Origin of the sequence: Bradyrhizobium campsiandrae, assembly GCF_014529705.1 — a bacterium.
GTDB classification, from domain to species: domain Bacteria; phylum Pseudomonadota; class Alphaproteobacteria; order Rhizobiales; family Xanthobacteraceae; genus Bradyrhizobium; species Bradyrhizobium campsiandrae.
Genome location: NZ_JAANIH010000068.1, coordinates 16,625 through 30,583 on the forward strand (window position 1 = coordinate 16,625; position 13,959 = coordinate 30,583).

The 13,959-nt window shown below is 64.5% G+C and carries 9 protein-coding genes; 3 read left to right on the forward strand and 6 right to left on the reverse strand.

Annotation, left to right across the window (positions count from 1 at the left end; genetic code table 11):
* Window positions 1-73: 73 nt before the first annotated feature.
* The 3 genes from G8O24_RS34610 to G8O24_RS34620 form a co-directional block, all read right to left on the reverse strand.
* Window positions 74-2,053 (reverse strand): hypothetical protein, encoded by a 1,980-nt coding sequence (locus tag G8O24_RS34610; RefSeq protein WP_188107008.1) that lies wholly within the window; start codon window positions 2,051-2,053, stop codon window positions 74-76.
* Window positions 2,054-2,329: 276 nt separating this feature from the next.
* Window positions 2,330-3,007 (reverse strand): response regulator transcription factor, encoded by a 678-nt coding sequence (locus G8O24_RS34615; RefSeq protein ID WP_188107009.1) that lies wholly within the window; start codon window positions 3,005-3,007, stop codon window positions 2,330-2,332.
* 75 nt (window positions 3,008-3,082) lie between these two features.
* On the reverse strand, window positions 3,083-5,671 hold the full coding sequence (locus G8O24_RS34620; protein ID WP_188107010.1) for an ATP-binding protein: 2,589 nt from the start codon (window positions 5,669-5,671) through the stop codon (window positions 3,083-3,085).
* A gap of 238 nt (window positions 5,672-5,909) precedes the next feature.
* On the opposite strand from G8O24_RS34620, the gene G8O24_RS34625 reads away from it, so the two are divergent.
* Window positions 5,910-7,700 (forward strand): autotransporter family protein, encoded by a 1,791-nt coding sequence (locus G8O24_RS34625; protein ID WP_188107011.1) that lies wholly within the window; start codon window positions 5,910-5,912, stop codon window positions 7,698-7,700.
* A 340-nt stretch (window positions 7,701-8,040) separates the two neighbouring features.
* Here the strand turns inward: G8O24_RS34625 and G8O24_RS34630 are convergent, their stop codons facing one another.
* Together G8O24_RS34630 and G8O24_RS34635 are read right to left on the reverse strand one after the other, a co-directional pair.
* Window positions 8,041-8,730, reverse strand: coding sequence for an RlmE family RNA methyltransferase (locus G8O24_RS34630; RefSeq protein WP_188107012.1), 690 nt, complete (start codon window positions 8,728-8,730; stop codon window positions 8,041-8,043).
* 1 nt (window position 8,731) lies between these two features.
* The gene (locus G8O24_RS34635) at window positions 8,732-9,817 is read right to left on the reverse strand and encodes a Ppx/GppA phosphatase family protein (RefSeq protein ID WP_188107013.1); all 1,086 of its coding nucleotides are present in this window, start codon (window positions 9,815-9,817) and stop codon (window positions 8,732-8,734) included.
* 210 nt (window positions 9,818-10,027) lie between these two features.
* Between G8O24_RS34635 and G8O24_RS34640 the strand changes: the two genes are divergently transcribed.
* On the forward strand, window positions 10,028-12,400 hold the full coding sequence (locus G8O24_RS34640; protein ID WP_188107014.1) for a xanthine dehydrogenase family protein molybdopterin-binding subunit: 2,373 nt from the start codon (window positions 10,028-10,030) through the stop codon (window positions 12,398-12,400).
* Window positions 12,401-12,561: 161 nt separating this feature from the next.
* Here G8O24_RS34640 and G8O24_RS34645 read toward each other — a convergent pair whose 3' ends face one another.
* The gene (locus G8O24_RS34645) at window positions 12,562-13,362 is read right to left on the reverse strand and encodes a hypothetical protein (RefSeq protein ID WP_188107015.1); all 801 of its coding nucleotides are present in this window, start codon (window positions 13,360-13,362) and stop codon (window positions 12,562-12,564) included.
* A 105-nt stretch (window positions 13,363-13,467) separates the two neighbouring features.
* On the opposite strand from G8O24_RS34645, the gene G8O24_RS34650 reads away from it, so the two are divergent.
* Window positions 13,468-13,959 carry a YaiI/YqxD family protein gene (locus G8O24_RS34650; RefSeq protein ID WP_188107016.1) on the forward strand — a complete coding sequence of 164 codons (492 nt, stop codon included), beginning with the start codon at window positions 13,468-13,470 and terminating at the stop codon, window positions 13,957-13,959.

Consider the following 13,959-nt stretch of genomic DNA (forward strand, 5'->3'; position numbering starts at 1 on the left):
TGCGAAGGAAGAGACAAGCAAGCTATGGCTGGATGCGCCTCGCTCGCCCAGTCTCCAGTCGCGCGACGAGCGTCTATCTTGGTGTAATGCGGTAGAGCGTGACACCCAATCCCAGCGGCTTGTCCAAGGGAGTCTCCAGGCGCAGCTCGCCGATGTCCACATACCCCGTATAGTCTTCGATCTTTTGCAGGCTGGGGTCCGGCGGAGTCGGATCGGATGCATGCTGGAGATAATATGCGAGGTTGCTCCTGGTCGCGTCGATTTGATAGCGTTCGACCCTCACCGATCCATAATAGTTGTTGTTCTGGAATATGTTGGATATCAGAATGGAGACATTCTCCGGTGTGTCGGTCCGGGTGTTGGCGTCGTTGTTGAACACCAGATGCGGGTCGAAATTGTAGACCATGGCACTGGTCGAGTTCTGGTCACTGGTGACGAACGCGCCAAGATGCGACCCCGAGCTGCCCGGCGTGACGGCAACCTGATTGCGCAGGCCCGTCATCAGGTTGTACATCCTGAACACGTTCATCGGCGGCTTTGGCAGGAAGTTGTAAGATTCCGCCGCGCCGTGGGTATGCAGCAGACTGGCCCCGTTCGTGATAGAGGAAGCGGCCGGTCCGCCATAGACGAGCCGGTCTTCGATGGTCAGGAACGATCCCATCGTCACGCCCTGGGCTAGCGCCTCCGGCAGGAACGCCGCAACCCAGGCCGCCGACTTGTGCGACGTATTGACGTCGCCGGTCGTGCAGCTGGAGGCCCCCCATTCCGAAAGGAACAGCGGCACTTCGCCCATTCCGGGATTGGCTGTCCTGAGCGCGCCAAGCTTGGTCCTGTAGGCACCGGTCATCTGCCGGAACAGGTTGAACGGCTCAGTGACGTCGGCATCGCAAGCGTGATCGGCCGTAGTTGTACGAAGCGCCTCAACCGAACCATAATAATGAAATGAAAAGCGATTGAGAGGCGCATTGAACTTGCCGCCGTAGGGCGCCGCGTAGGGATTGAAGGTCTGCTCGAGGAATTGCTCCTCCAGCGAAGCCCCCGTCCCCTGTGGCCGCACGATCAAATTCCAGCCCGCTAAGGCAGGGCCAGCCATCTCGATGGTCTTGCCGCTGTAGAGGCTGTTCTGCGCGAACTCGGCGTTCATCGAGGTGACCGCCTCGGCGAAAATCTTCTGCACCGGAAGCAGACCACGGCCCAGACGGCGCACGTCGCCATTGTAGGGAAAGCCCAATTGCCGATTGTCTTCGTCGGCAATCGCGTACGCCTGCGAAAATCCACCGATGTCATAGCCATTCGGGTCGATCCACCACAGCCAGCGGCCCCACGGACCTAGGGGCGCGAGGGTGCAAACGGGCGCGGCTTGGTTCGAACGGTTGCATGTCGGATAATCGGCAGCAATGTCCATTTCGTTGCTGACCTCGAAAATCGCCGTTTGCGCGCCGGCGGTGAACGCCTTGGTGGCGATGTACCGTACGAGCGCCTTGGCGTAATCCTTGTAGTGATCGATGATCTTCTGGCCGTTCGGGTCGCTCGGATTCAGCCGCCGATCACCCCACGTCTCGGCCGGACCGTACTGCACGAAGCTTGTCGGCATGTGCGAGGCGACTGCCATGTGAGGAGAAAGATTGGCCTTGATCAGCCATTCGATCTGCCAAGCCAGCGGGAAGCAATCGCCTGCGGTAAAAGTGCCACCGGAATTGGTGCCGAAATGTCCCTGAACGTCGATATCGCAATATTCGTCGACGAGCAGCAGGCGGGCCCGCTTGACCCCGATACCCGACAGCATCGGCAGCATCTGATCGGCCAGCGTATCGGGGCCACCGCTCACAGCCCCCGGGGCGTTGCCGTCCTGGAAGATATTCTTCAACGTCGGCAGAACATCCCCGCCATTTTGTGGAAATGTCGATGTCGCATCGATCGAAATCGTCGCGTCCGCGGCTGCCGGCACTGTGCTGGCGCCCAGCGCGACGATCATCAACAACGCGAGCAGCCGTGTTCGACGCCATGTCCCGCTTGCTTCGCCTTGATCGACAGAGGAATTCAGATAGCGCATGTCATTCACCATCGCTTCTCTGCGGGACGTCCAGAGATTGCAATGTTAACTGATAATACCATTATGTTATGATTATGTGATGCATAGTCTCGACACCGATGCAGCTATCAGACATGCTACGCCCCGAAGCCGCGGCGATCGCTTGGCCGCAGGAGAGCATTGAGACCTGCTTCGTTTATTCTCCGCCTGGAGCGGGCGGCGATGCGGGCGATCCCGACCTGATCCAGCCGCAGTCTAAACGCGCATCGATTTCGGTGGCTTGCTCGACGAGGGCGCCTATTGCTGCAGCGGCACCAGCGCATAGCCGACGCCCCTGACGGTCGCGATCGGTGCGGCCGTTCCGTCGTGCTGCATCTTGCGGCGCAGCCGCACGATCAGATTGTCGACCGTGTGCTCGCTGATCTCGCGGGGATCGCGATTGGAGATCACATCGAGCAGAAAGTCGCGGCTCAGAGGCTGTGTCATGTGGGACGCCAGCGCGACCAGGATGTTGAACTCCCCGGAGGTCAATTTGACCATGCTGCCGTCGGGCCGAAACAGCTCGCGACGGACCGGATCGAGAATCCAGCCATCGAAGGTGATGATGGACTCCTTGGTCCGCCGCATTACGCTGCGGATGCGAGCGAGCAGCGTGCGCAGGTTGATCGGCTTGGAGACGTAGTCGTCGCCCCCCGCCTCGAGCCCCGACAGCACGTCGTCATCGGAGTCGCGGCTGGTGACGAAGATCAGACCGCACTGCTCGCCGAGCCGCAATTCGCGCGCCAGCGCGATGCCGTCGGCATCGGGCAGGTTGACGTCGAGCAGAACGATGTCCGGTCTGAGGGCGGCCAGCCCGGCACGCAGTTCGCCCCCGGTCGCCATGCCGTGCACGACCATGCCCTCCTCCTGGAGGAACGACGTCAGCATCAGCCGGATCTCCGGCGCATCTTCAACCACGAGTACGATCGTCGACATCGGCCCCTTCGAACACGCTGTTGATGGCTGCGGGCACTAAAGCGCGATGAGATCAAGATGGATCGTCATCGCGCTTCAGGTTGTTGTTTGAGCATGATCTCCGCGCAAACGCGTTCCGCGTTTGTCGCGAGGGAAAACCGCTTCGCACTTTTCCGGATCATGCTTTGGCCTGCTCTGCCCGGCGACTTCCAGCTCCCGCAAGACCGGCCTGATTTGCCGCCGGAGCGCCCTGACCGCCTCATCCCGTTCGTTGCGGCTCGCCCCTGCGGCCTTCGCCGCCGTCAGCGCATCGTCCGCGCGAGCGGCAAGTTCGGGCATGCGCAAATTGGCCGCGCTTCCCTTGATACGATGAGCAACGCCGGCCAGGTCCCTCGGTGCCAGGTCGCCCCGCGCCAGCTCGCGGTCCAATCCCCTCAGGCTCGCCGCGAACAATCCCTGTAATTCGTCGATGCGGTCACGCTCGAACACCTCTTCGAGCGTGAACGATCCGTGAGTCTGCTGCGGAGCAAGGAACGCTTCGATCTTCCAGGCGACTTCGTCAGGCGCGAGCGTCGAGGCCAGCAGGAGATCGGCCCCCTCCTCCAGCACGCGCCCATCCTCGCCGTCGCCGGGCACGGCCACGATGAACATCCCCATGCCCCCTGCTTCGGCGCGCCGGCGCAGCGCCTGCACAAAGCCCGATGGCGGGCTGACTGCGACGATCGCAGCGAATTCCCGTGCCGCCACCATGGTGCCGGCAGCCTCGAAGGATTGAGCGGGAAAAACACGAAATCCCAGGTGCTGGAGCGGACCGTGCGTGACCTTGCCCGGATCCCCCACGACGAGAACGTCGCCGCCGGCCTTCAGAGATACGCTCGGGCCGGACGCCGGCCAGTGCCGCGATCGCAGCGCGCCCTCGATCGCAGCGTACAATGCTGCGACGTCGATCGGTTTCGCCAGATGTCCGTCCATGCCCGCGGCAAGGCACGCGGCAACATCCTCCGACATGACATTGGCGGTCAAGGCGACGATCGGTACCTGGCCGTGTGGGGGCGGCAACGCACGGATTCGACGTGTCGCCTCCAGCCCGTCCACGTCGGGCATCTGCATATCCATCAGGACGGCATCAAACCGCGCGCTCCGCACCAATTCGAGCGCCTGCTCGCCTGATGTGACGAGTGCAATCCGGTGACCGGCCTTTTCAAGGATTCCGCGGGCCACCATGGCGTTGATGGGAAGATCCTCGACCAGCAGCAGGTTGAGCGGCCGTACAGGGGCAGCCCTCTCGGTCGCATCAAACTCGTCCGGCTCATCCACCGCAGGAAGCGGCAGCCAAAACCGAAAGCGGCTGCCCTGTCCCGGCGCGCTCTCGACGTCAATCTCCCCGTTCATGCCGTCGACGAGCCGCTTACAGATGGCAAGTCCGAGACCCGTGCCGCCGAAGCGCCGCCGGATCGTGGCATCCGCCTGCTCGAATGCCTGGAACAGATGCGCCCGCTGCTCAGGCGTGATCCCGATGCCGGTGTCCGACACACAAAAATCGATCCGCGCCTGATGCTGCGCTTCGGTTGCCGTGACCTCGATGGTGACGCTGCCCGCGCTGGTGAATTTGAGAGCATTGCCGATCAGATTGAACAGGATCTGTCGCACCCGCGACTGATCGCCGAGCACCCATTGCGGCACGAGCGGCGCGAGCACCAGCCGGAGGCTCAACCTCTTCTCCTGGGCGCGCGGCGTCATCAGGTTGACGATCTCGCGAAGGCTCTGCCTGAGATCGAACGGTGCGCGCTCATAGACTTCGGCCCGGCGCTCGAGCTTCGAGATGTCCAGGATGTCGTCGAGGATGTTGAGCAACCCCTCCGCCGACGATTTGATGATCGAGATGCGCTTGCGCTGCGATGGCGGCAGCGGCTCGTCGAGCGCCAGTTGCGCCATGCCGAGGATTCCGTTCATGGGCGTGCGGATCTCGTGGCTCATCACCGCCAGGAAGTCAGCCTTGACGCTTGCAGCCGCTTCCGCCGCGTCCTTGGCTTCGCGCAGGTCGAGATTGATCTGCTGCTCGCGCGCGATGCGCAGATATTCCTCGCGCCGCAGCCGATTGAACTGGGTGCGCGCCACCGCGCCGACGACATAGCCGACCAGCACCACCAGCCCGATGATCGTCAGATCGAGCGAACTCTCCGGATCCGGCCTGAGGACCGCCCAGAACAACAGGCTGACGATGGGTGCATAGGCGCTCATCAACGCGACCCAGCGAAATCGCCCGGGGATGCACAGGTTGAGCGCGATCGCGATCAGCGGCAGCAACAACCCACCGTGGCGGATCAGGCTCGGATGGTTGAAGACGAGCGCATTGAGCGTGAAGAAAACGAACTGATGCAGATACGTGATCGCGACGATGCGGGCGTAGCGGGTCGTCCGCAGCACCGCGACCACCGCGGCAACCGCCGACAGCGCGATCAGGAGCCGGATCTCGCTGAAGAATGCCAGCCGCGGGCCTGCCATTGTCATGAAATCCAGCGGCACGAAGGACAGGCTCGCGACCGTCTCGGCGAGCATGCACAACAACGCCATCGCGCGCGCCGACTGCCAGACGCTCGCCGAAAACGCCTCCTCCATCCTGCCATCACGAAATTCGCCGCTCGGCCCAACGAGCCCGCGAAGGTCGAATTCTACCGCCGGCATACCGGCCAATTCCTCTCGCCTGCCAACCACGCACATCATTTGCAGGAGCGGTTCGCCTTCGTCCAGAGCCAATTCCGGCTGACACCTCGCGGCGCGCCTGCAATCAACCGCCGTTGATGGTGGTTTCCGTCCCTTTCGCCTACCAGCCCCTTTCAGTTGATCCCAGACACGTCCGGCGTCGCATCACGCGCGGCCCCCGCGTCACGACCAGTTGAGTATGGCTTTCCTTCATCACGACATGCGCACACGTCTCGCGAACTTCAATCGGGTCACCCTGGCCGTATTCCGCGTCCTCGTGCTGCTTGCACTGGCCCAGACGGCCGGTATCGGATCGGCGCTCGCGGCAACCACCTGTGCTGACATCAACGGCGGCGCCTTCAACGTGGGCGGAGCTGACAACCAGTCCAGCACGTTGTCGCTGACCGCCGGCGACGTCATCACATTGAATTACACCTTCATCGTCGACACCACGTTCTTCTATGGCATCGAGCTCGGTGTCGGCGGCCACTATGCCGATGGCTCCAGCAGGGTGTCGGGCACGCTGCGGATCACCGTAGCGACGACGGGCACGCAGACCTTGAACTGGCACTCCCTCAGCGAAGGCATGCCGTCGCAGATCGACGTCACCGTGGTCTGCACGGCCGCGGTCATTCCCGGCCCCGTGGTCACCAGCGCCAATCCGGCGTCGGGCCCGGTCGCCGGACAGCAGACGACGATCGTCACCGGCCAGAACCTCACTGGCGCGACCTCGGTCAAGTTCGGCGGCGTGAACGTGCTCGGTTTCACCGTGTTGAGCGCGACGCAGATCTCGGTCATCACGCCACCGCATGCGGCGGGCGCGGTCGACGTGACGGTGACGACGCCACTCGGCACGGGCACCGGCACGGCGATCTATCGCTACGCGGCCATGCCGGATCCGACCACGGATCCGACCGTCAAGGCCATGGTCGACTTCCAGGTCCACACCGTGCAGGTGATGGGTCAGCAACAGATCGACAACGTGCAGGACCGGCTGACCGAGCTGCACAATGATGACGTGCCCCTGGTCAGCAACAGGGCCGCTTTCGCGCAGATACCGGCGCCGCAGAGACATTATGGCCTGCCAGCGGACGCCAGCGCGAATGCGGGCGCCTCATCCGATGCAGCGCTGCCCGCGGCAAAACCGAGAGATGCACAGGCGGCGCCGGAGGCGTTCGGATCCGATTCATCGCTCCGCTATTGGACCGCAGGCTCGCTGCAATTCGGCCGGGACACGACTTATGCCGACGCCAAGTACAACGTGTCGTCGACCGGCATGACCGCCGGCGTCGATACCCACCTGACCCGAAACCTGAAGGCTGGGGTCGCCATCGGGTTCGGCATCGATCATGCGACGATCGGCAGCAACGGCTCGCGCATCGATGCCAGTGTCTGGTCGACGCAGGCCTATGCCAGCTATCGCGTGGCGCCGCTCTGGTTCATCGACGGCGTCGTCGGCTATGCAGGCGGCCGGCTCGCAAACTATCGTTATGACGGCACGGCGCTGGCGTTCGGCTCCGGCGAGCGAGGGGCCGGCGACCTCTTCGGCTCGCTGGCGGTAAACCACGAGATCAAGCTCGACCGCTGGAAGATCACGCCCTATGCGCGGTTCGACCTGCAATGGATCCGGCTCGACGGCTACGCCGAGACCGGCGCGGGCATCTACAACCTGACCTTCAATCAGGCCTCGGCTGTCGATCTCGCGAGCATGCTCGGAACGAAGTTCAGCCATTCAACGGACACCGCGGCCGGCACACTCAAGTCGAGCGTCGAGCTCGCCTATCGCCACAGCTTCAACGGCGGCTATACGCAGTTCGTCGCCTACAGTCTCGACCCCGCGACGCCCTACAGCCTATTCGGCCTGGCAGAGAAGCGCGATCAGGCCCTGATCGGTCTTGGCCTGGAACTGCAGGTGAACAAGTCGCTCAGCCTCAGCGCGCGGTTTGACGAGTTGATCGCAAACCAGGCGAGGAGCGAGCGCGGGCGGGCACAAGTCAAATTCGGATTCTGAGGCGGCACCAGCATTGCTCGACATCAGTCGCAGTAACACCTTCACAAGGCTTCAACACGGATTCCGGAGACCAAGATGATCGCTGCAGGCAAGCCGGCCCGCACAAGATTGACCGCTCGGCCCAAAGCCCGGGACGAAACAGGTTGGCTCCTGGCCGTAGCCGCCGCGTTTCTGATCGTTCACATCGTCGGCTTGACGATCACAGCGCGCGCCTTCGCGGGCCAGACAACGACCGGACAATCTGCGATATCGGAATTGTGCGATTAGCGTTGCCGATACCGACATCTCGGCCGGATGATCTCAAGCGCCTTGCGCCGGAGCGCCGGACGAGCCAAGGCGGCTACGTCTCGCCTTTTGTCCCGCGAAATCCCGTTGCCAGCACGTAGCGCTCGGACGAATCCTGCCGGCTCGCGGCCGGCTTCACATGCCGCACCGTTGCAAAATCGCGCTTGAGCTGGGCGAGCAGATCGGCGTCGGCGCCGCTCTGGAATGTCTTCGCCAGGAACGTGCCGCCAGGTTTCAGCACGTCACAGGCAAAGGCCGCGGCCGTCTCGACCAGGCCGACGATGCGGAGCTGGTCGGTCTTGCGATGGCCCGTGGTGTTGGCGGCCATGTCGGACATCACGACATCGGCCTTGCCTCCGAGCATCGCGGTGAGCTTGTCCGGCGCGTCATTGTCCATGAAGTCGAGCTGGGCGAAATCGACGCCGGGAATCTCGGGCATTTCCAACAGATCGATCGCGACGACCTTGCCCTTGCCTTCCGTGGAGCCGACGCGCTTGGCGGCGATCTGGCTCCAGCCGCCGGGTGCGGCGCCGAGATCGACCACGGCCATGCCGGGCTTCAAGAGCCGAAATTTGTCGTCGATCTCCAGGAGCTTGAACGCCGCACGCGAGCGATAGCCCGCGGCCTTGGCCTTGGCGACATAGGGATCGTTGAGCTGCCGCTCCAGCCATAGCTTCGACGACAATTTGCGCTTGCCGCCGGTCTTGACCTGGACGTGCAAGCGGCCGGTGGTGTCCTTGGCCATCTCACCAGCTCCTGATCGCGCCGTCCTCGCGCATCATCTCGACCAGCATGCCTTCGCGCAGGCCCCGGTCGGCGACCCGTAGGCGCGGCAGCGGAAACGCGCGGCGGATGGCATCGAGGATGGCGCAGCCGGCCAGCACGAGATCGGCGCGCTCGACGCTGATGCAGCTGTTGTTGGCCCGCTCCTCGTAGCTCATGCCGAGCAGCTTGTTGATGGTCGCGGTGACGTCGGCATCGTTCATCCAGATGCTGTCGATGCGGCGGCGATCGTAGCGGGCGAGATTGAGATGGATGCCGGCGAGCGTGGTCACCGTGCCCGACGTGCCGAGCAGATGCATGTCGGTGAGATCGCACCCGTGCTCGGCGGCGAACGGGGCAACGTGGCCCGCGACCTCCTGCTCCATCGCGGCATAGATTTCCGGCGTCACGTCCCGGCCGCCGAACTGCTCGGCAAGCGTGACCACGCCGTGCGGGATCGACATCCAGGCCTTGATCCGCGGTTCCGGATTGACGGGATCGCGCTCGATCCGCACCAACTCGGTCGAGCCGCCGCCGATGTCGAACAGGATGGCGCCGCGACCCTTCGGATCAACCAGGGGCGAGCAGCCGAGCATGGCGAGCGAGGCTTCGGTCTCGCGGTCGATCACCTCGAGCTCGATGCCGGTCTCGGCCGCCACGCGGCTGCGGAAACCTTCCGCATTCGCGGCCGCGCGGCAGGCCTCGGTCGCGATCAGCCGCAGCCGCTTGGCCTTGCGCAGGTTGATCTTGTCCCGGCAGATGCTGAGCGCGGCGATGGCGCGGTCGATTGCGGCCTCGCTGATGCACCCGGTCGCCGAGACGCCCTCGCCGAGCCGGATGATGCGCGAGAAGGAATCGACCACACGAAAGCCATCGTGGGTCGGACAGGCGATCAGGAGCCTGCAATTGTTGGTGCCGAGGTCGAGCGCCGCATAGACGCCGGTTCCCGGCGCCTGCACGGGGACGGCAGGCTCGGTGGCCAACGCCACCGCCGCCATCGACCCCTCCAGCTCACCGTGCGGCCCATGTTGGCTTACATGGCCGTCGCGGAGCCGCGTGTGGTCATTCATACAAACTGTCTTTCCGCGGCCGGTCAGGCCGGTCTGGAATGGATTTTTCGCCTGAAACATTAGCAGCGCCGCAGTCCTGCGCAACATCGCATCACATAGGACCATGCCCATTCGTGCGTTGTCGTGGGTGGGTCGGTGGGCTATTTTTGTGGGGTCCGGTCCTCCAGGCGCCCGCCAAACGCGCAATTGCCGGCTTTTCAGGTCAATTCCATGCAAGAACACACGAAATCCTCGACGCTCGAAAACGCTATTGCACTGCAAAAATACGGCGTTGGACAGCCGGTCCGCCGCAAGGAGGACGATACCCTGGTGCGCGGCAAGGGCCGCTACACCGACGACTTCAACCTGCCCGGCCAGGCCTATGCCGTCATCGTCCGCTCGACCCATGCCCATGGCGTGATCCGCGGCGTCGGTATCGACGCCGCCAAGGCAATGCCCGGCGTGCTGGGGGTGTGGACCGGCAAGGACCTCGACGCCGCCGGCTACGGCCCCTTCACTTGCGGCTTGCCGCTGAAGAGCCGCGACGGCACGCCCCTGCACCAGACCAATCGCCAGCCGCTGGCGACCGACAAGGTGCGCTTCGTCGGCGACCCCGTCGCCTTCGTCGTGGCGGAGACGCTGGCGCAGGCGCGCGATGCGGCCGAGGCGGTCGAGCTCGAAATCGAGCCGCTGCCGGCCGTGACCGATCCCGAGGACGCCGCCAAACCCGGCGCGCCGCAGCTCTACGACCACATCCCGAACAATGTCGCACTCGACTACCACTATGGCGACACAGAGAAGGTGAATGCGGCGTTTGCCAGCGCCGCTCATGTCACCAGGATCGACATCGAGAACACCCGCGTCGCCGTGGTCTCGATGGAGCCGCGCGTGGGCCTTGCCTCCTACGACAAGGCCACCGAGCGCTACACCATCCAGATGCCGACGCAGGGCGTGGCGGGCAACCGCGCCAACCTCGCCAAGAACCTGAAGGTGCCGAACGAGAAGGTGCGGATCCTCACCGCCAATGTCGGCGGCTCCTTCGGCATGAAGAACGTCAACTATCCCGAATACATGTGCATCCTGTACGCGGCGAAGGCGCTCGGGCGCCCGGTGAAGTGGCTCGACGAGCGCTCCACCAGCTTCCTGTCCGACAGCCATGGCCGCGCGCAGAAAATCCATGCCGAGCTCGCGCTCGACGCCGAGGGGCATTTCCTCGCCGCGAAGCTTTCCGGTTACGGCAATCTCGGCGCCTATATCACCGGCGTTGCGCCGAGCCCGCTTTCGCTCAATACCGGCAAGAACTTTTCCAGCGTCTACCGCACGCCGCTGATGGCGGTCGACATCAAGACGGTGCTGACCAACACCACGCTGATGGGCGCCTATCGCGGCGCCGGCCGGCCCGAGGCCAACTACTACATGGAGCGGCTGATCGACCGCGCCGCCGACGAAATGGGCATCAACCGGCTCACCTTGCGCAAGCGCAACTTCATTAAGCCGAACCAGATGCCGTTCCCGGCGTCATCAGGCGTCACCTATGACAGCGGCGACTTCCAGGCCGTCTTCAACAAGGCGCTGGAAATCTCCGACCACGAGAATTTTGCCAAGCGCAAGAAGGAGAGCAAGAAGGCCGGCAAGCTGCGTGGCATCGCTGTCGGCTCCTACCTCGAGGTCACCGCACCGCCAAGCCCCGAGCTCGGCAAGATCGTGTTCGACCCCGACGGCAGCATCCAGCTGATCACCGGCACGCTCGATTATGGCCAGGGCCACGCCACGCCGTTCGCGCAGGTGCTGAGCGCGCAGTTAGGCGTCCCCTTTGAAAGCATCAAGCTGGTGCAGGGCGACAGCGACATCGTCCACGCCGGTAACGGCACCGGCGGCTCGCGCTCGATCACCGCGAGCGGCATGGCGATCGTCGAGGCTTCCAAGCTCGTCATCGAGAAGGGCAAGCGCGCCGCAGCGCACATGCTGGAAGCGTCCGAGGCCGACATCGAGTTCGAAGGCGGCAGCTTCACCATCGCTGGCACCGACCGCAGCATCGACATCATGGAGCTCGCCAAGCGCTTGCATGACGGCAAGGTGCCGGACGGCGTGCCCGATAGTCTCGACGTCGACCATACCAGCGAGCCGGTGCCCTCGGCCTTCCCGAACGGCTGCCACGTCGCCGAGGTCGAGATCGATCCCGAGACCGGCGTAGTGGAGATCGTGCGCTACAGCGCGGTGAACGACTTCGGCACCGTGATCAACCCGATGCTGGTCGCCGGCCAGCTCCACGGCGGCGTGGTCCAGGGCATCGGCCAGGCCCTGATGGAGCATGTCCGCTACGACGAAAGCGGCCAGCCGATTACGGGCTCGCTGATGGACTACGCCCTGCCGCGCGCGGGCGACGTGCCGAACATGACGGTCGGCGACCATCCGGTGCCGGCCACCACCAACCCGCTCGGCAGCAAGGGCTGCGGCGAAGCCGGCTGCGCCGGTAGCCTGTCGACCGTGGTGAACGCGGTGGTCGATGCGCTCTCCGACTACGGCATCAAGCATATCGACATGCCGTTGACGCCGGAGCGGGTGTGGCGGGCGATCCAGGACGCGAAGAGGAAGGCGGCGTAAGAGTTGTTTACCTCGCCCCGCTTGCGGGGAGAGGTCGCCGCGTAGCGCCGGGTGAGGGGGAGCTTCCGCGGGGATAGTGACAGACGACTCGCGGAGAGTCCCCCTCACCCGCCGCGCGTGCCGCGCGTCGGCCTCTCCCCGCAAGCGGGGTGAGGCGAAGACTACGCCGCCGCCTGCTCGCGCGGCTGGTAGATCGCAATGTGCTGGCAATGCGCCAGCGGCGTCGTGCCGTTGGCGACGACGAGCGCGTCGAGCTCGACGAAGCGGTGGCCTTTCTTCTCGTAATTCGCGGTGACCTTGGCGCGTGCAACGATCTCGTCGCCGGCGCGCGCAGCCGACAACAGCTGCATGCGGCTGCCGACGTGGATCCACGGGCCCAGAATGGTGTTGTCGACCAGCACGCGGTTCATCACGCGCTGGATCAGGCCGGGATGGCCGAGCCCCTCGCGCGCAAAAATCGGATCGGTCTCCCTGATATCAGCGAGATAGTCCGACGCCGCCTGCCCGGCCCAGCGGCGCGGCGTCGTGCCGAGCCATTTGCCTGTCGCGAAGATGTCAGGGCTGACCGGCTTGCGCTCGGCCACCGCGGCGACCGCAACATAGTCACCCAGGGACACCGCGGGCGCCGCCGCCGGCAGCGAAGCCGTGCCCGTGGCGCACAGTGTGGTGCGGCTGAAGACCTCGATCGTCAGCAGCCCGTTGTGCTCGGTGGCATCGACGTCGGCGGTCTCGCCGTCATAAACCGGCTTGATGAAGCGGGCCTCGACCAGCCCGCGGGTCAGGAAATCGCGGCCCCAGCGCGCGATCGGCACGTGCATCATATAGGCAAAAACATCGACGCCGGGCACCAACCCGCCGGAAAAGCCGAAGCGGCGCGCCACGGTGTCGTCATGCATCTTGTTTTCGGATTGCTTGGCGGTGTTGTAGGCCTCGACGCGCCAGGTTTCGAGCCGGGTCGGCATGGCTTGGCTTCTCCATATTCTTGTTGTTTCCGGCCAATCGTAGGCCCCCGGGAACAGCGGTCAATCCCCTCGCCTTTGCGGCCCGAATGGGGTACCACGCGGCGAATGACCGACACGCCCACCCGCATCTATGTTGACGCCGACGCCTGCCCGGTGAAGGACGAGATCTATCGCGTCGCGCTCCGGCACAACGTGCCCGTGAGCGTGGTCGCCGGCAACTTCATCCGTGTGCCGCAGGACCCGCTGATCGAGCGCATCGCCGCAGGCAGCGGCATGGACGCGGCCGACGACTGGATCGCGGAACGGGCGAGGCCCGGCGACGTCGTCGTCACGTCAGACATTCCGCTCGCCAGCCGCTGCGTGAAAGCGGGCGCCGAGGTGATCGCCCCGAACGGCAAGCCGTTTACGGAAGAGTCGATCGGCATGACGCTGGCGGTGCGCAATCTGATGACGGATCTGCGCTCGGCCGGCGAGGTCACCGGCGGCCCGCGCTCGTTTGCCCCGCGCGACCGTTCCGCCTTCCTCTCCGCGCTCGACCAGACTCTGCGCCGGATCCAGCGCCGCCGCGCCGATCAGGCCGCAACGAACCAAGGCTGA

Coding starts and splice junctions, on each gene's coding strand:
- G8O24_RS34610 (WP_188107008.1), bottom strand. CDS start 2,053: ATGCGCTATCTGAATTCCTCTGTCGATCAAGGCGAAGCAAGCGGGACA.
- G8O24_RS34615 (WP_188107009.1), bottom strand. CDS start 3,007: ATGTCGACGATCGTACTCGTGGTTGAAGATGCGCCGGAGATCCGGCTG.
- G8O24_RS34620 (WP_188107010.1), bottom strand. CDS start 5,671: ATGCCGGCGGTAGAATTCGACCTTCGCGGGCTCGTTGGGCCGAGCGGC.
- G8O24_RS34625 (WP_188107011.1), top strand. CDS start 5,910: ATGCGCACACGTCTCGCGAACTTCAATCGGGTCACCCTGGCCGTATTC.
- G8O24_RS34630 (WP_188107012.1), bottom strand. CDS start 8,730: ATGGCCAAGGACACCACCGGCCGCTTGCACGTCCAGGTCAAGACCGGC.
- G8O24_RS34635 (WP_188107013.1), bottom strand. CDS start 9,817: ATGAATGACCACACGCGGCTCCGCGACGGCCATGTAAGCCAACATGGG.
- G8O24_RS34640 (WP_188107014.1), top strand. CDS start 10,028: ATGCAAGAACACACGAAATCCTCGACGCTCGAAAACGCTATTGCACTG.
- G8O24_RS34645 (WP_188107015.1), bottom strand. CDS start 13,362: ATGCCGACCCGGCTCGAAACCTGGCGCGTCGAGGCCTACAACACCGCC.
- G8O24_RS34650 (WP_188107016.1), top strand. CDS start 13,468: ATGACCGACACGCCCACCCGCATCTATGTTGACGCCGACGCCTGCCCG.